This is a genomic window from Bartonella sp. DGB2 (assembly GCF_046843095.1).
GTDB lineage: Bacteria > Pseudomonadota > Alphaproteobacteria > Rhizobiales > Rhizobiaceae > Bartonella.
Window position 1 is genome coordinate 157327 of the sequence record NZ_CP177327.1, and the last position, 17688, is coordinate 175014.

The following is a 17688-nucleotide window of genomic DNA, read 5'->3' on the forward strand; positions in this document are numbered from 1 at the left end:
CGCTTTATTCACCCTGTCATAAAAAGGCTTATCGCTAAGCCTCTTTACTTTACTAACAATAGCATAAAACCTTAAAACTTAGTCGAAACACCAAAGCTAAAGTTTTTAACAATGTCTTGCTCCTGTTTTACAACAGGGATTGCATAATCAACACGCAAAGGTCCAAAAGGCGAAGCCCACAGCAAGCTCGCCCCTACGGAGGCACGCAGCGCTATACCTGTTCCATAAGCCTCAGCGTCTCCATTTTTAGAATCATAACTTGATCCAAACAAAGTTGCTGTATCAGCAAACAAAGCACCGCGCACTCCCAACGCTTCTGGCAAAACGGGTATCGGAAACTGGGCTTCTATGGTTCCGCTTAAATAGCTTGTTCCGCCCAAGAAGGAAAGACCGCCAAGACCCGTTTGTTGATAAGGTCCAATCCCGTTATACTGAAAACCACGAATTATATCATTATCGCTTTTGAACATATCAAAAATACGAGCACCGCCTTCTTTTAAGGGTTGGATATGTCCTCCACGCAAGGCCACCAAACCAACGATATCCAACCGTTCAGAGAGGGTTTTATAGGTGGTCAACTTCGCTATGCCTTTCCAATAATGGGCATCACCAGCAAGCCCTGCATATTCTTGAGTGATACGGCCAAATGACCCAGAATGTGGATTATTAAGATTATCAATCGTGCTATAAGTAAGCCCTAGAATGATCGATGAACGTACCCAGGGGCTATTATCTGCGGCATCAAGAATTGCTTGTGAATAAGAGTCTTTGGCGTCTTCCCCCATCGCATCAAGCGTATAAGCCTCCCTATTATAACTGTAAACAAGGCTAGCACTCAGATTATCGCCCAAAGGCAAGCCTAAGCGTACCGACCCGCCTAGCCGCCGCACTCCATAGCCTTTATCTAAGACTGTTTCATCATTAGGATCTTTCTCACCCCTCTTAATACCCGTATCATCAACATGAAGTGAGCTGCCAGCCAAATCAAATCCGAGCGACATACGATAGCCAAGGAAATAGGGCTCTGTAAAGGAGATACCTAAATTACGTGCATGGCCTTGCCCTGCGCCCGCAGAGATACGCAACGATTGACCACGACCGAAAAGATTACGCTGGCTTATGGCCCCCTCAGTCGATAGGCCAGGGGTTTCTCCACCAGTACTATACCCCCCCGTAAGATAAAGCTCACCTGTTTGTTTTTCCACCACATTGACCACTAGAATCACTTGGTCAGGCTCGCTTCCTTCTTTAACGGATATATCAACTTTTTGAAAATAGTCTAAAGATTCAAGGCGTTGTTTGGCACGGTTGAGAAAAACTTGATTATAAGCATCACCCTCATTAATATCCAATTCACGCCGAACTACATAATCGCGTGTTATCTCATTACCCTGAACTTCAATACGCTGGACATAAGCACGCGGCCCTGGCTCTACATAATAGGCAATAGAAATCGTATGATTAGCAAAATTATGGTTAACCCTCGGCTCTACTTTAGTAAAAACATAACCAAGTTCCGCCATTTTTGTGGTGAGCGCAAGAACGGTTTCATCAATAAACGTCGCGTTATAAATGTCACCCTTTTTACTTTTAATCACAGATTGTAAAACCTTAGGATCCAAACCATCAATGATGCTTTCTACCCGCATGTCGCCAAATTTATACTGTGCCCCTTCATCAATCACAAAATTAATCGCATAAGCATCTTTTTGTGCATCGAAATCAACATTAGTCGAAACGATCTGAAAATCAGGATAACCACGATTATTATAAAACTTAGTTAAAGTTTCTTTATCAGCTGCTAGACGCTCTGGCGTATAAACATCACTACGCGTCAGCCATGATAAGAGACCTGTCTTTTTGGTAGAAATAACGTCACTCAAGCGGTGCTGACCAAAAATATGATTGCCAGAGAAATGCACATTAAGGATTTTGCTTCTTTTCCCTTCTTCAATCTTATAAAGAACATTCACGCGGCCGTTGCCAACGTCAGCAGTCTGCGTCTGTACTACAACATCGTTGCGGCCTACTGAACGATAAGCCTCACGGATAAGAGCAGCATCTGATTGAAGATCACGTTGATTAAAAGGCCCACCAGCTTTCAACGATAAGATCTTCGCTAATTGCTCATCTTTTACAACAGAGTTACCCTGAAAAAAAACCTTGTCCACTGTTTTATATTCTCTAACACTGATAACAAGATTACTCCCTATAGGAGCAATTTTCACCTCAGAAAAAAGTCCTTTAGCAAAAAGTCGCTTCGTGGCTTCATCAAGATCAACTTGAGAAAAATTTTGCCCTGCTTCAATACCAACGGTATCGCGAATCATTTGCCCATTCACCCAGTGATTCCCCCGAACAACAATTGATGAAACCGTTGTCGCACAAGCAATCATCGGAACTATCCCAACGGCAACTATAGCCGCTGGCATAGCCGTTGCCACATGCATTGATATTACAGATACCGCACCAAGGAATTTTGAATTCGTCATCATAGAGCTTTTTACCTTTAACTACCCCATACATAGGCAAACAGTGCCTAGATATATAATACAGGAACTACAACTTCTCACTCAACAGCCCCCGCTCAGAAAAGCTTCACATAAAACACCGCGTAGCCCAAAATCTATCTTCCCATATAGCAGGTTTTGAACGCACTGCGTAATATAATAATTTTATGCTTAACACAATTTTCGAAAAAGCAATACTTTTTTGGCCATTCTTCCTTACCTACCCACAAGAATAATCATTAAAAAAACTAAAGATCATAAAACCTATAACCAAAATAGCGCCGATCCGAAAAATAATGTTTTGCACAAATAGCGGTACCGGCCGCCGGAATACTCCCTCAAAACAATAAAATAGCAAATGCCCCCCATCCAAGGGGGGGATAGGCAAGAGATTTACAAAACCAATACCGATTGACAAGAAAGCAGCTAAACGCAGCAAAGAAAAAAAGCCCAACTCACTTACTTGCCAAGCAAGACCTACGGTCTTGGTAGGACCGCTTAATTGACAGCGGTCTTCGCGTCCATTGATAAGGCGACCGAAAAAACGGATCGTTTGCTGCAGAAAAGACCAAACTTCCCCAGCCCCTTCTTTAATTCCAGAGAGCAGGCTTAAATCTACATGCTCACGATAAGCGGGATCAAGCCTAGAAGGATGCGCTTGATCCATAGGCATTTCTATTCCTATGAAACCTACTTTCATCCGATTGCCAAACCTATCAACCCGATTTACAACTACAGGAATTAGAGTAACATCCAAAGGGTAACCATTGCGTTGAAGCTTGAAATCAATCGATTCCCCCGCATGCGATGCTATATAAAAAGCTAAACTTTGGAAATCTTTTACCATTTCTCCATCCATGGACACAAACCGGTCGCCAGGCATTATCCCTGCTTGAGCAGCAACACTATCAGACACCACGCTACCAACCACAGGTGCCAAAACAACCTTGCCCATTTGAGTAAAGAAAAAACTTAATAGAACCAGTGCAAATAAAAAATTAAACAAAGGCCCCGCAAAAACCGTAGCAGCCCGAGCCCAAGGGCTGGCCGCATGAAAAGCACTCCTTTCAATCCCCATAGCCTGCACAGAATCCACAGGCTCTTCATGACCTACAAACTTTACATAACCACCTAAGGGGATAGCAGCAATACGCCACAAAGTCCCCCTTTTATCCCGTCGGCCCCATAATTGCGGACCAAAACCAATAGAAAAAGTCAAAGCTCCTATACCGCACCAACGCCCTACAAGGTAGTGTCCCATCTCATGTATAAAAACAATAAAAAGGATCAGGCCCACCACACTCAGAACGCGTAGAAATATTAAAATACTGTCTAAGAAAAATGGCCCAAAATCCATTTCCGTCTCCAAAAATCAAAGTAATGACAACGAAAAGCGTGACTGCGCATAAAACACAAAAATAAACAACATAATGTAGAATACTATCGTTGCAAAAATAAACCCGTCCAAGCGATCCATCATCCCCCCGTGACCAGGCAACAAGTCTCCCGAGTGCTTCACACCAAAACGCCTTTTTAATAAAGATTGTGCGATATCGCCGATTTGTGAAACAATTGACAAAAAAATCACAACACCCACAAAGCTTGCCAAAATACCGCTATTCATCCGTATAGAACCTAGCATAAAATCCCAAATCCATGGGGCGCTACGGGTAAATAAATACAAAGCTAAAAAACTAGCGATAACCGCAAAAGCCAAGCCGCCCAAAGCCCCTGCCCAAGTTTTATTAGGCGAAAGCCTTGGCGCCAATTTAGCTCCTCCAAAAGCGCGCCCAACAAAATAGGCACCAATATCGGTGCCCCAAACGACCGCGTAAAGCAAAAGTATAAATCCATAACCAAACATTGGAATAGAGCGCAACGCGCTTAAACATATAACAGGAAGCGCCGCATATAAAAATCCGCCGCATACCCATGCAAAATGTTTTTTATCAAGAAAACCTAATACAAAGACTGCGATGACAACCTCTAAAAATAACCAAGAAATAGGCAAAGGGATCAATAAGCCAATTCCCAAAAGCCCATAAAAAGCGGCAGCAACTATATGTTGATTATCTTGCCACTTCGCGGCTGTTATATCGGCCCATTCATAAAGAACAGCCCCCCCGAGCATCCAAGCAAAAAGGAAAAAACTGCGCCCCCCCATCCACGTAGCGGCCAAAGCAAGGAACGCCAAAATAACCGCTGTAACAAGGCGTGTTTGTAACTCCGACATGATTTATCCCCTAATCTTAATAATTTTTATCATACTTACTTATTCACAATACGTCTCATGAATTTTGCAAAATTACAATGCGTGATTTTGCAGTTTTACTGTCCCAAAGCGTCGTTCCCGTGAAAAATACTCTATAACAGCCCTATCTAATGCTTCTTCATTAAAATCAGGCCAAAAGCACGGAGAAAAATAAAGTTCAGCATAAGCCGCTTGCCATAATAGAAAATTGGACAAACGCTGCTCGCCACTTGTACGGATAATTAAATCAGGATCTGGAATACTTCTAGTATCCAAATAGGCTGAAAAGGTTTCTTTCCCAATTGATTCCGATGCTAGGGCTCCTGCCTGCACTGCTTGAACAATTGCCTTTACTGCACGGCAAATTTCATCGCGCCCCCCATAATTAAAGGCTACTACCAAATTAAGCCCACTATTTTTTTCCGTCAAACGCACTGCTTCACACAAAAGAGCCACAATATCTTGCGGTGTTCCCTTATGATCCCCAATCATACGGATGCACACATTGTTTTTGTGCAATTGCGCTAAATCACGTTTAATAAAAAGGCGAATAAGCCCCATTAAGTGATTAATTTCATCCGCGGGGCGCATCCAATTTTCAGAAGAAAATGCAAAAAGGGTAAGCCATTCAAGCCCCACCTTTGCGCTATGAGAGACAATCCGACGTAGAGCGTCTAAACCAGCCTTATGTCCTGCTACACGGGGCATGCCGCGTGCACGCGCCCACCGGCCATTTCCATCCATAATAATCGCAATATGGCGGGGGTAGTGCATTATCTTTCTCTCAAATCAAATGAAGTACAGCTACTTGTTAAACCTGCAATATTTCCGACTGTTTGGCCTCTAAAATTTTATCAACTTCTGCAATCGTCTCATCCGTTAACTTTTGCACCTTATCCGAAAGGTTGCGGCTTTCATCTTGACCAATCGTGCCATCCTTTTCGGCCTTTTTCAAACCATCCATCCCATCGCGACGCACATGGCGAACAGCAATTTTAGCTTGTTCAGCGTATTGATGAGCAATTTTCACAAGCTCTTTGCGCCGTTCTTCATTTAACTCTGGTAAAGGTATCCGCAAATTAGTTCCATCAGTGATAGGGTTAAGGCCAAGATTAGAATCCCGAATTGCCCGCTCCACAGCGCCTACCATAGTTTTATCCCACACCGAAACTGAAAGCATACGCGACTCTGGTACAGAAATATTAGCGACTTGATTTATCGGTACACTTGTTCCATAAGCGTCAATCATTAACGGCTCGAGAAGACTCGTCGAAGCGCGTCCTGTTCGTAGACCAGCCAATTCATGTTTAAACGCCGCAACCGCGCCCGCCATACGGCGCTTTAAATCCTCTATCTCTATTGCTTGATCCATCTTACTCTCCTTTTAAAAGGGTAACTATTATTGCGATACTTTTGTAAACCGTCCAGTCCCATTTAACACATTTACTAAGCCATTGTCTTCTTGAATAGAATAGACAATCACCGGTATATTATTTTCCCGTGCCAAAGACACTGCGGTAGCGTCCATCACCATAAGACCTTTTTGCAATACTTCGTCATGAGTAAGGTGGTTGAATCGTACAGCGCTTGGATCCTTTTTAGGGTCTGCCGAATAAACTCCATCCACCTGTGTACCCTTTAATAAAACATCAGCCCCAATTTCTGCAGCACGCAAAGCGGCCGCCGTATCAGTTGTAAAAAAAGGGTTTCCCGTTCCTCCCGCAAAAATAACCACCTTACCTGAATGCATATAGCTCATCGCTTTACGCTGAGAGAAACTCTCGCTAATCTGAGGCATAGCTATAGCCGAAAGCACCACAGCATCGATTCCTAATTTTGTCAAAGAGGTACGCAAAGCCAGCGAGTTAATTGCTGTGCCTAGCATTCCCATATGATCGCCTGCTACTCTATCTCCTCCGCGTGAGGCGACTGCTACCCCGCGAAAAATATTACCTCCACCGATTACTACTGCAACTTCAACCCCCATCTTGCGAGCTTGGGCAATATCATTAGCGATTCGATCCACCACCGCCACATCAATACCAAAACTTTGTTCACCCATCAAAGCTTCACCTGAAGCCTTCAACAAAACACGCTTATAAAGGGGGGGGATAATCATTCTACGACTCCTAAAGAATTATGGCTCAGAACATTTGCTGCAAACTATTAAAGAACAAAGCGACTACCTTCTCACAAATAGAGGGCACCATACAAATGGTGCCCTCTCTCATAAGAAAATGAAAGGCCACCCAGGCGAGGGCCCCCTCACAATATCAATTCGTTCAACCTTTTGCAGCAGCTGCTACTTCTGCTGCAAAGTCCGTCTCTTCCTTTTCAATCCCTTCGCCTAAAGCAAAACGTACAAAGCCAGTAATTTTTGCTGGCGCGCCCATCTCTTTGCTAGCACGTTCTAAAGCGGCTTGCACACTTATATCAGGCTCCATAACAAACGCTTGCGACAAAAGAACAACTTCTTCATAAAATTTGCGCATCCGACCTTCCACCATCTTTTCGATGATGTTTTCGGGTTTGCCAGACTGGCGAGCTTGATCAGAAAAAATTGCCTTTTCACGCTCAATAGCTGCGGCATCCAAATCTTGAATAGTCAGAGCCAAGGGATTGGTTGCGGCGATATGCATAGCCACTTGGCGTCCAAACGCCAAAGCTACTTCTTGATTGCCCTCAGTTTCAATAGCAACCAAAACCCCTAGCTTACCCAAACCATCAACGACACCATTGTGAATATAGGTAGCGACAACGCCCTTACCCACAGATAATTTTGCCGCACGCCTAAATGCCATGTTTTCACCAATCGTGCCAATAGCATCCTTAATAGCTTGGGCAATATTCTTTTCAGAGCCAGGGTAAGATAGTTCCGAAATAGCTTCAACACTCCCATCGCTTGCCAAAGCAGCATTAGCAACATTGCGAACAATCACTTGAAAAGCATCATTACGAGCTACAAAGTCAGTCTCTGAATTGACTTCTACCAATACAGCTTCACGCCCTGTAGTAGCAACCCCGACCAAGCCCTCAGCCGCGGTACGACCAGCTTTTTTATCAGCTTTGGCAATCCCCTTTTTGCGCAACCAATCAACAGCTGCTTCTATATCACCACCGGTTTCCGCCAAAGCGGCCTTACAATCCATCATTCCGGCGCCCGATAATTCACGCAGCTCTTTTACCTGTGCAGCAGTAATGCTCATATTTGCCTCTTTAAAGTTGATAGAAATGAAAGCGTGCAAAGGAATCCAACCAAAACGCCGCCCACATCCATTCGCTAAGCTTCAAAACCCCGCCCTAAAATATTCAGAGAGGGGAGATAATTATTCTGCGCTAACCGCTTGGCTACCTTCATCTGTTTCTGAGCCCGAAACTGGGCTATCTTCTAAAACCGGCTCAAGAGCCACTTCTTCTTGTGCACCAAGATCAATGCCCATAGCGCCATGCTGACGGGCAATACCATCTAGCGCAGCGCGAGCCATTAAGTCACAGTAAAGGGAAATTGCGCGCGATGCATCATCATTGCCAGGGATGGGATAATCAATATTATCTGGATTACAATTACTATCAATAATCGCTACAACAGGAATCCCAAGCCGCTTAGCTTCTTGGATAGCAATCGCTTCTTTGTTGGTATCGACAATGAACATAAGATCAGGGGTCGAGCCCATGTCTTTGATCCCACCCAATGCGCGATTCAATTTTTCACGCTCACGCTCTAAATTAAGGCGCTCTTTCTTGGTAAAACCTTGAGCCTCATTAGCAAGAATTTCATCCACTTTACGCAAGCGTTGAATCGAATTTGAGATTGTTTTCCAATTGGTCAACATCCCACCAAGCCACCGTGCATTCACATAATATTGCGCTGATCTGCTTGCTGCCTCAGCAATAATTTCTGAAGCTTGGCGTTTTGTCCCCACAAACAACACCCGGCCGCCTCGCGCTACAGTATCAGAAACCAATTTCAAAGCCTGATGCAACAAAGGAACTGTTTGCGCTAAGTCAATAATATGAATATTATTACGCTGCCCATAGATATAGGGCGCCATTTTGGGGTTCCAACGGTGGGTTTGGTGACCAAAATGTACGCCCGCTTCCATTAGCTGACGCATTGAAAAATCTGGCACTGCCATTTTATGTCCTTTCCGGTTAAGCCGCCGCGGAAGAGGTAGCAAGCTACCACCGGTGGACAACCTCTCTGCACCATGCATTGACCAGTCACCCAATTTCCGCGTGTGGAATGGAGGCTATATACGTTTTTTCGCCCAGCCTTTCAAGCGCTTTTTATCTTCAACATGGCCTTTAATCAAATACACCACCTACCTTTAACAGCTCTTAGATAACGCAGTCGTTGGCAAAAGCTCAAATGCTACCAAAGTATAACGAATAGAATATTGATCAAATTCTGTCACAGAATCACGCACAACTCCATTATCGTATAGGCGGAAATGTTCTCTATACAGAGGCAAGCCATCAGGTTTTTGCTTATCATTAAAATAAGCAATAGAAATTGGCCAGTAAGACTCTTGACCCAATTTTCCCATGATTTTCGTCTCTTCATCAGCCTTTGGTCTTTGTTTTTGACCGATAAGCGCCATAAAGGGAATAGTTCTATCTACTGCCTGCGCGATATCATAGAGATTACCAGTATAAAAAGGCTTACCAGCTCGGGCTCGCTCAATCAGCGCTTTAAGTTGCTCTACTGGGAAAAGAGCTATACGCAATTGAAAAGTCTTATGTTCTGGTTTCGTAAGCGCAATCACAAGCCCCCCGCGCTCCTTCGTAACGCGCCCTACTTCTTCTTGCGCCATATCATCACTCGTAATAATTTTATTTTGGAAACGAAACTCCTTTTTTGTTTCAAAAACCTCCCATTGCTGGTCTTTAATCACAGGCACAGAATCAGAAGCCTTTAAACGAATGACGGTACGATTTTTGTATACGTAACCTGTGCAAAAATCGCCACGAAGCTCAAAGACCATCCGGCCATTTAACGCCTCTAAATCAGCTTTTTCGCCACGCGTTTCAAGATTTAAATCATAGCGCGCCAAATGTGGTGCCAGATGTACCTCGTCGGGCCTTCCCTCAACGCTCACCATGGATACGAACAATGCAGCCCCCGCCCATATTAATCGCGCTATCATCCTACCCACTATCTAATCTCCTACAACTTTTAGCCACTCGCGCCCCTTACACAGCACATTCCCATAAACTAAAAAATGCGCTATGAAGATAATATTCATAACAAAAAGAGGTTAAAGAATGTCTGATACAATCGAAACGCGCCTACAAGCATTAAGCCTTACCCTTCCTGAAGCCGCTCAGCCCGTCGCAAACTATATCTCTGCTGCCCATTTTGGGTCTTTTGTATTCATTTCAGGGCAGCTTCCAGCAATCGACGGCAAGCTTGTGGCAAGCGGTAAAGTGGGGGATTCTGTCACGCCAGAAGAGGCTAAAAAAGCTGCAGAAGTTTGCGCACTGAATATTCTAGCACAAGCTAAAGCATTGCTCGGTGATTTAAGCAAAATCAAAAAAGTGGCAAAAATTACCGTTTTTGTTGCCGCTGATCCCAACTTTACAAATATCCCTACCGTTGCCAATGGCGCTTCAGACCTTTTTGTTAACTTATTGGGTGAAGCAGGAAAGCATACACGATCAGCAGTGGGGGTCGCTGTTTTACCACTTGATGCCCCTGTTGAAGTGGAAGCAATTCTAGAGATCTAAAACATTGTGCCTACCCCCACAATGAATGCTCAAGCGGGGATAGGCTTAACACTCATTCTAAGCCTTTAAACCTAGGAGAATATTATGTCCTACACCTATGATCATAATAATGTTTTTGCCAAAATGTTGCGCGATGAAATTCCTTCTATCCGCGTATTTGAGGACGAAAATTGCATCGCCTTTATGGATATTATGCCCCAAAGCCCTGGCCATGTTTTAGTGGTGCCCCGCGCGGCCTCACGGAACCTTTTGGATGCTGCTCCACAAACCCTACCTCCGCTCATTAATATTGTTCAAAAACTCGCTCAAGCAGTAAAAACTGCCTTTAAAGCAGATGGTGTGGCCGTTATGCAATTTAACGAGGCAGCAAGCGGTCAAACAGTTTATCACCTACATTTCCATATTATTCCACGCTTTGAAGGCCAAGAATTACGCCCACACACCAGCGTTCATGCCGATAAAGCCACGTTAGAGAGCCAAGCGAAGGCAATCCGTAACGCACTTTGAGCAAAATCCAAAAGCAGCACCCGCTATATGCTCGTTAAACTGATATTACATAGCCGCAAAAAAGTAAGGAAGCTAAGTATACTACAATTTAGCAGAATTTGATTTTGAGCGCGGCTTTTTATTTTCCACCTTAAGTGGAGCCTTACGGCGCACTTTTCGCCTACTATTTACGCCAATATTGGCCGAAATATCCAAACGCAATTGCGACACCTCGTCAGCCGCCTCCTCTACATAAACACTAACCGTGCCGCCATTTTGCAATTGGCCGAACAAAATTTCATCAGCTAAAGGCTTTTTAATGTGTTCTTGAATTACACGCCCCAAGGGTCGTGCCCCCATATGGCTATCGTATCCCCTATTGGCTAGCCATTTTAATGCCTTGTCATCCAAAACAAAAGTAATCTCACGATCACTCAATTGCGCTTCAAGCTGTAAAATAAATTTTTGAACGATTTGATGGATAATGGGCTCTGGCAGAGGCGCAAAGGGTACAATCGCATCTAAACGATTGCGAAATTCTGGAGTAAAAAGCTGGGTAATCGCCTCCATATCCCCCCCCTCGCGACGTGTCCGCCCAAAACCAATAGCTTCCTTAGCCATATCTGCCGCCCCCGCATTGGTGGTCATGATAAGGATAATATTGCGAAAATCGATCTCTTTACCATTATGATCAGTTAAGCGACCACGATCCATAACTTGTAACAGAATATTAAAAAGATCTGAATGAGCTTTTTCAATCTCATCAAGCAGAACGACCGCATAGGGGTGCTGTTCAACAGCATCCGTCAAAAGCCCGCCTTGCTCAAAGCCTACATAGCCAGGAGGCGCCCCAATCAAACGAGAAATCGTATGGCGCTCCATATATTCAGACATATCAAAACGCAAAAGCTCCACAGATAAAGATGCCGCTAATTGCTTAGCCACTTCTGTCTTTCCTACACCTGTAGGACCTGAAAATAAATAACTACCAATCGGCTTCTCTGGTTCACGTAAGCCCGCGCGTGCAAGTTTGATCGCCGCTGATAACATTTCAATAGCCACATCTTGGCCGTAAACCACCCGCTTAAGCTCTTTTTCTAAAGCTCTCAAAGTCTTATAATCATTGCGCGAGATATTCTTGGGGGGGATGCGAGCCATCACAGCTACTGTCGCCTCGATTTCTCGTACGCCAATATTTGCTTTGCGCTTATTCTTAGGCAACAACATCTGAGCTGCCCCGCTTTCATCCACCACATCAATCGCCTTATCAGGCAAGCGACGATCTGCCATATACCGAGCTGAGAGCAGCACCGCTGCCTCTATCGCAGCATCACTATATTTGATTTCGTGGTAATCCTCAAAATATGGCTTAATCCCCTTTAAAATTGCGGTTGCATCAGTTAGAGAAGGCTCTGCTACATCAATTTTTTGGAAACGTCGTACTAAAGCCTGATCTTTTTCAAAAATCTGCCGATATTCTTTAAATGTCGTTGAGCCAATACAGCATATCGCGCCTGAAGCCAAAGCTGGTTTTAAGAGATTGGCGGCATCCATACTACTCCCCGATGTGGCCCCCGCCCCAATTAGCGTATGGATCTCATCAATAAATAAGACAGCTTCAGGGTAATTTTCCAACTCCTTCACAACCTGTTTCAAGCGCTCTTCAAAATCGCCTCGGTAACGGGTTCCAGCAACAAGGCTGCCTAAATCAAGAGAAAACAAGGTTGTATCTTGCAAAACTACTGGCACATCATGGTCAACAATCCGCTTTGCTAGACCTTCAGCGATAGCGGTTTTACCCACACCTGGATCCCCCACTAAAAGGGGATTGTTTTTAGTACGCCGGCAAAGTATTTGGATCATCCTCATTAATTCTTTGTCACGGCCAATCAATATATCAATCTTACCGGCTCGCGCCTTTTCGTTCAAATTAACACAATAATTCGATAAGGCGCTTGGCGTTTTAGGGTAATCATCAACATCTTGGTGTTCAAAGTGCTCATCCTCATCAAAAGGTAAAGAAACAGCGTCTCCTTGACCAATTCCATGAGCAATAAAATTCACAGCATCATAACGAGTCATACCCATTTCTTCTAAAAAATAAACTGCATGGCTTTCACGCTCTGAAAAAATTGCAACCAGCACATTAGCGCCCGAAACTTCATCACGCCCTGCTGATTGCACGTGAATAACCGCGCGTTGTATCACCCGCTGAAAAGCGGTTGTGGGCTTTGTCTCATCGTTATCGGAGATTTGAGCCTCCAATTCAGCTTCAATATAATCAGTCAGGATTTTACGCAATTTACCAAAATCAACACCGCAAGCCTCCATCACAACATTAGCGTCTTTATCATCTAAGAGCGCTAATAAAAGGTGTTCTAAGGTTGCGTATTCGTGGTGCGCCTGACTGGCATAACTCAAAGCGCAATGCAATGTCATTTCAAGGCTGGGGGTAAAAGAAGGCATAGAGCTTATTTCCTTTCCATCACACACTGCAAAGGGTGTTGATTACGGCGTGCACATTCCACCACCTGCAAAACCTTCATCTCCGCTACTTCATAGGTATATAGCCCGCATTCACCCAAACCACACTTATGAATAGTTAACATAATTTGTGTTGCTTCTTCTGATGTTTTTTTAAAAAAATTCCGCAGAATAAAAACTACAAAATCCATAGGCGTATAATCATCATTCAACAATAAGACCCGATATAGATTCGGCTTTTTTAGCTTTGGTCGCACCTCAGTAAGGACTTCAGCCTCAATCACCTCCCTAGGCATGCTACTCCTATGTTTGCCAACCATGGCTTATCCTTCCAAGAACCACACGCATCAACCACTTACACAACAGGCATACTTCTAGCACAGACACGATAAAAATACTCAAAAAGCAAAGCGAAATTATATTTTACAACCCTTAAAGCACAAGATATTACCCCCCTTTGAATAGCACAGCATTTTACAAGATTTAACATAATGGAGGGTAGAGTTATAGTAATTTTTTTGTAGCCACTTAAAAATGCGCAGAAATCTCAGTTGTAAACGGAATGGTAACGCAGTCGCGATAATTTCTGCAAAGCGATTAGGAGGATAGCCATTTTATGGCCGCCGCTTAGCATAAAGGTTTTGAGAGATTACCTCTGACATTCACAGAGCATTAAAGGGATTTATAGTGTATCAAGCATGGCAAAAAATCACGCAATGGACGCGCAAAGCATCTTTTCTTTTTCTCAGCATCAGTCTTTATGGAACCATACCCGCCCAAGCCGTCCTAAAAAAGGCGCCATCTATGGCTTATACGGAAAAATATGCCGCCATCATAATTGACGCTAATAATGGAAAAACGCTTTTCCAAGCGAATGCTAGCGCTAAGCGCTACCCCGCCTCACTTACTAAAATGATGACCTTATATCTATTATTTGAATCTATACAGTCGGGACGAGTATCCCCTAATACGCCTATTCCCGTATCAAGCAATGCTGCTGCACACCCCCCTACAAAAATTGGCTTTAAGCCTAATGAAACTATAGGCGCTAAAAACGCTGCCCTCGCTCTCATTGTCAAATCAGCCAATGATGTAGCAGTAGCCATCGCCGAATATTTAGGGGGATCCGAAACTAATTTTGCACGTCTTATGAACAAAAAAGCCCGTCAATTGGGAATGTTGAACACCCATTTCGCCAATGCTTCTGGCTTACCTGATCCACAAAATTATAGCACCGCGCGAGATATGGCGATTCTCTCTCTTGCACTACGTAACCACTTTCCCCGCTATTATAAATTATTTTCTGCCAGCCAATTCCAATTTCGGGGGCAGACCATTAATGGACATAATAAACTTGTCAAAACCATGGCAGGAGTCGATGGTATTAAAACAGGCTATACAAATATGTCCGGCTCCAACCTCGCCTCCTCCATACGTATTGACCGAAAATCTTTGGTAGCAGTTGTAATGGGGGCTCGTTCTGCTGCACTACGTGATGCGCATATGGCTGATCTTTTAAGCCATTACTTACCGCAAGCAAGCGAAAGAAAAGTGCACCAGCCACCTCTCCTCTTAGCTAACAATCGACCCAACCTTCCCATTGGCTCTAAAGCCCCTATCCCTATGGGAAAGCGCCCTTACCTTTCGCCGCGCGAACAAGACTCAATCATCCTCACTGCCCTCGCTTCACAAAGCTTGCCTAACAATGAAGCGGTCACCGCCGCCAATCAAGCTGTAATCAACGATCATATACCCGTGCCAATAAAAAACCCGAAAAAACGAGCCATAATTCTTCCGGCTAAAGCCCAAGCGACAAAAATCCAAGGCAATCAATGGGCCATCCAAATTGGCGCCTCTACAAGCCAAGCTGTAGCCACACGCCTGCTTACCAATGCCAAAAAGGCAGCGAGCAAAACGCTAAGCAAGGTAACGCCCCTTACCCAGCGCTATTCAATCAATAAAACGAATTATTACCGGGCACGTTTCGCTGGGTTTAATTCAAAACAAGCAGCAAATTCTGCCTGTACCACGTTAAAGAAAGCAAATTTTAACTGCTATGCCTTATCCTACCCTTAGAGTGTATCCCAAAAGGCGTTCCTTCAAAAAGACTATGCTCGACAAACTAGTTAAAGCAAAGTGTAACTTGAACAAAAGGCGCCTCCTTTAGCATTAAGGACAAAACAATGACCAAGGCTGTTGATTTGATGAGTCAAATGAAAAAGCGTGAAGATCTACGCACCCTAAATCGCTTCCAGTCCTTACAGACGGCCGTAACGAAACTGACAAGCCTAAAAAGCACACCCCCAACGCTTACTACCCGCGCCCTTTTAGATCTACTTGTTTGCCAAAATATACGTTCTCGCCGCAATGGCCTACCCCCCGTGCGCATTCATTTACGGGTAAAAAGCAATACAGACACAGCACCTCTTAAACTATGTTTAGGCTCCAGTAATCGTTAAAAGGTTCTACACCTAACAAGCAGAAATATTTACCGCCAAACCGCCCTTGCTCGTTTCTTTATAACGATCGCTCATATCATGACCAGTTTGGCGCATGGTTTCAATACAAGCATCTAAAGATACGAAATGCTGTCCATCACCATGCAAGGCCAATGAAGCGGCTGTTACCGCTTTCACTGCTCCCAAAGCATTGCGCTCAATACATGGAACCTGCACCAAGCCTGCAACTGGGTCACATGTCATGCCCAGATGATGTTCAAGGGCAATTTCTGCAGCGTTTTCCACTTGGGCGGGTGTACCCCCCAAGGCAGCAACAAGACCCGCAGCAGCCATAGATGCAGCCGACCCTACCTCACCTTGACAGCCGACTTCTGCACCAGAGATCGAAGCGTTATGCTTAATCACCCCACCAATTGCGGCGGCGGTAAGTAAAAATGTATAAATGATTTCACGCCTATTCCCGCCATAAAATTGCAAACAATAGCGCAAAACCGCTGGAATCACGCCCGCCGCGCCATTGGTAGGGGCCGTTACCACTTTTCCCCCGGCAGCATTTTCTTCATTCACAGCCATAGCATAAAGAGAAAGCCAATTATTGGCAGAAAGCGGATTATATTGATTCTTTTGCCAATCAGCTTCTAAGGTTTCATAGAGTTTTTTAGCACGGCGCTGAACTTTTAACCCCCCTGGCAATTCGCCGCTCTTTTTTATTCCCCGCTCGATACACATTTCCATAACAGAAAAAATCTTATCTAGACCATAGTTCAAAGCCGCGCGCGCCATGAAAACCTCTTCATTTGCGCGCTTCATCTCGGCAATGGTTTTTCCCGATTGCGTAGCCATGGCTAACATTTGTGCCGCACTCGCAAAAGGATAAGGCACACTTGCCTCTTTCGGCGATGAATTATCCTGCTTCCTTTGGCTACGCTGCAAAGCCTCCTCACTAAGAACAAAGCCACCACCGATAGAATAATAAATACGGCGCAAAAGCACACGCTCACTGTCATCAAGCGCTTCAAACGCCATACCATTGGTGTGACCCTTCAGCCTTTGTTCGCGCTCAAAAATAAGATCCTTTTGAGGGTTAAAAGAATAAGTAGCGTGACCCGAAGGCGCAACCCTATGGTTCAATTTTACATTTTGTATCAAGGTAGGGATAGCCTCTACATCAACAGTTTCAGGCTCTTCCCCTAAAAAGCCTAAAATTATTGCTTGATCAGTTGCGTGGCCAAGTCCTGTATGAGCCAAAGAGCCATAAAGATAAGCCCGTAGGCGCATAACACGCGTGTTTTGTGGACGAGGCCAGTCACCGTGTAAAATTTCATCCAAAAAACGCTTGGCCGCAACCATTGGCCCCATCGTATGAGAACTAGAAGGGCCAATCCCGATTTTAAAAAGTGCAAAGACGGAAAGAAACATGAAGCATACCAAAGAGACAATAACTACTTATAGTCGCTTTCTTTCCTGTTGTCGCGCTTAAAATCCAAGAGTCAAATAGGTGATCGTGATAACAGCGACAAATGCTAGCGTTGCCTTAAAAGCAACACCCCAACATGATGTTTGTGCGGTATCGTTCATATTGCATCCTTAATGTTGCCATTTTTGGCAAAATGATGTGCATATCTATAATACTTATTATAATTTCGTCAATATATTTTTCTATTAAACTGGGAAAATTTAGTATCATTTGCCTTTTTATTTAGGGCACACCGCCACTAGGATTGTATCCTTTCAACCCTATTCGCAGGATTTTTTAGTCATCGCATAGCCC

Annotated in this window: 16 protein-coding genes; 4 read left to right on the plus strand and 12 right to left on the minus strand. The window is 44.2% G+C overall.

Annotated features, from left to right (window positions below):
- Positions 1-71: 71 nt before the first annotated feature.
- The 9 genes from bamA to ACK28X_RS08810 all read right to left on the minus strand — a co-directional run bounded on the left by bamA (position 72) and on the right by ACK28X_RS08810 (position 9908).
- Entirely contained in the window at positions 72-2495 is a 2424-nt protein-coding gene (gene bamA, locus ACK28X_RS08770) for an outer membrane protein assembly factor BamA (RefSeq protein ID WP_412058548.1), read from the minus strand.
- Positions 2496-2730: 235 nt separating this feature from the next.
- A complete protein-coding gene (rseP, locus tag ACK28X_RS08775; RefSeq protein WP_412058549.1) occupies positions 2731-3867 on the minus strand; it encodes an RIP metalloprotease RseP in 1137 nt (378 codons plus the stop codon).
- Positions 3868-3882: 15 nt separating this feature from the next.
- Positions 3883-4743: a phosphatidate cytidylyltransferase gene (locus tag ACK28X_RS08780; RefSeq protein WP_412058550.1), complete on the minus strand. Its 861-nt coding sequence runs from the start codon at positions 4741-4743 to the stop codon at positions 3883-3885.
- Between the two features lie 72 nt (positions 4744-4815).
- Positions 4816-5535 (minus strand): isoprenyl transferase, encoded by a 720-nt coding sequence (locus ACK28X_RS08785; RefSeq protein WP_412058551.1) that lies wholly within the window; start codon positions 5533-5535, stop codon positions 4816-4818.
- A gap of 37 nt (positions 5536-5572) precedes the next feature.
- Positions 5573-6133: a ribosome recycling factor gene (gene frr / locus ACK28X_RS08790; protein WP_412058552.1), complete on the minus strand. Its 561-nt coding sequence runs from the start codon at positions 6131-6133 to the stop codon at positions 5573-5575.
- Between the two features lie 27 nt (positions 6134-6160).
- On the minus strand, positions 6161-6880 hold the full coding sequence (gene pyrH, locus ACK28X_RS08795; RefSeq protein WP_412058553.1) for a UMP kinase: 720 nt from the start codon (positions 6878-6880) through the stop codon (positions 6161-6163).
- Positions 6881-7043: 163 nt separating this feature from the next.
- Positions 7044-7967, minus strand: coding sequence for a translation elongation factor Ts (tsf, locus tag ACK28X_RS08800; RefSeq protein WP_412058554.1), 924 nt, complete (start codon positions 7965-7967; stop codon positions 7044-7046).
- Between the two features lie 120 nt (positions 7968-8087).
- Entirely contained in the window at positions 8088-8897 is an 810-nt protein-coding gene (gene rpsB / locus ACK28X_RS08805; RefSeq protein WP_412058684.1) for a 30S ribosomal protein S2, read from the minus strand.
- A 192-nt stretch (positions 8898-9089) separates the two neighbouring features.
- The gene (locus ACK28X_RS08810) at positions 9090-9908 is read right to left on the minus strand and encodes an EipB family protein (RefSeq protein ID WP_412058685.1); all 819 of its coding nucleotides are present in this window, start codon (positions 9906-9908) and stop codon (positions 9090-9092) included.
- 118 nt (positions 9909-10026) lie between these two features.
- Between ACK28X_RS08810 and ACK28X_RS08815 the strand changes: the two genes are divergently transcribed.
- A complete protein-coding gene (locus tag ACK28X_RS08815; RefSeq protein ID WP_412058555.1) occupies positions 10027-10488 on the plus strand; it encodes a RidA family protein in 462 nt (153 codons plus the stop codon).
- An 84-nt stretch (positions 10489-10572) separates the two neighbouring features.
- The gene (locus ACK28X_RS08820; RefSeq protein WP_412058556.1) at positions 10573-10995 is read left to right on the plus strand and encodes an HIT family protein; all 423 of its coding nucleotides are present in this window, start codon (positions 10573-10575) and stop codon (positions 10993-10995) included.
- An 81-nt stretch (positions 10996-11076) separates the two neighbouring features.
- Here ACK28X_RS08820 and clpA read toward each other — a convergent pair whose 3' ends face one another.
- Together clpA and clpS are read right to left on the minus strand one after the other, a co-directional pair.
- Positions 11077-13440, minus strand: coding sequence for an ATP-dependent Clp protease ATP-binding subunit ClpA (gene clpA / locus ACK28X_RS08825; RefSeq protein WP_412058557.1), 2364 nt, complete (start codon positions 13438-13440; stop codon positions 11077-11079).
- A gap of 5 nt (positions 13441-13445) precedes the next feature.
- Positions 13446-13754 carry an ATP-dependent Clp protease adapter ClpS gene (gene clpS / locus ACK28X_RS08830; RefSeq protein WP_412058558.1) on the minus strand — a complete coding sequence of 103 codons (309 nt, stop codon included), beginning with the start codon at positions 13752-13754 and terminating at the stop codon, positions 13446-13448.
- Between the two features lie 391 nt (positions 13755-14145).
- On the opposite strand from clpS, the gene ACK28X_RS08835 reads away from it, so the two are divergent.
- Together ACK28X_RS08835 and ACK28X_RS08840 are read left to right on the plus strand one after the other, a co-directional pair.
- Positions 14146-15534 (plus strand): D-alanyl-D-alanine carboxypeptidase, encoded by a 1389-nt coding sequence (locus ACK28X_RS08835; protein ID WP_412058559.1) that lies wholly within the window; start codon positions 14146-14148, stop codon positions 15532-15534.
- 107 nt (positions 15535-15641) lie between these two features.
- Positions 15642-15917 carry a hypothetical protein gene (locus ACK28X_RS08840; RefSeq protein WP_412058560.1) on the plus strand — a complete coding sequence of 92 codons (276 nt, stop codon included), beginning with the start codon at positions 15642-15644 and terminating at the stop codon, positions 15915-15917.
- 12 nt (positions 15918-15929) lie between these two features.
- Here the strand turns inward: ACK28X_RS08840 and ACK28X_RS08845 are convergent, their stop codons facing one another.
- Complete coding sequence (locus ACK28X_RS08845) at positions 15930-17336, minus strand: L-serine ammonia-lyase (RefSeq protein WP_412058561.1); 1407 nt, start codon at positions 17334-17336, stop codon at positions 15930-15932.
- Between the last annotated feature and the right edge of the window lie 352 nt (positions 17337-17688).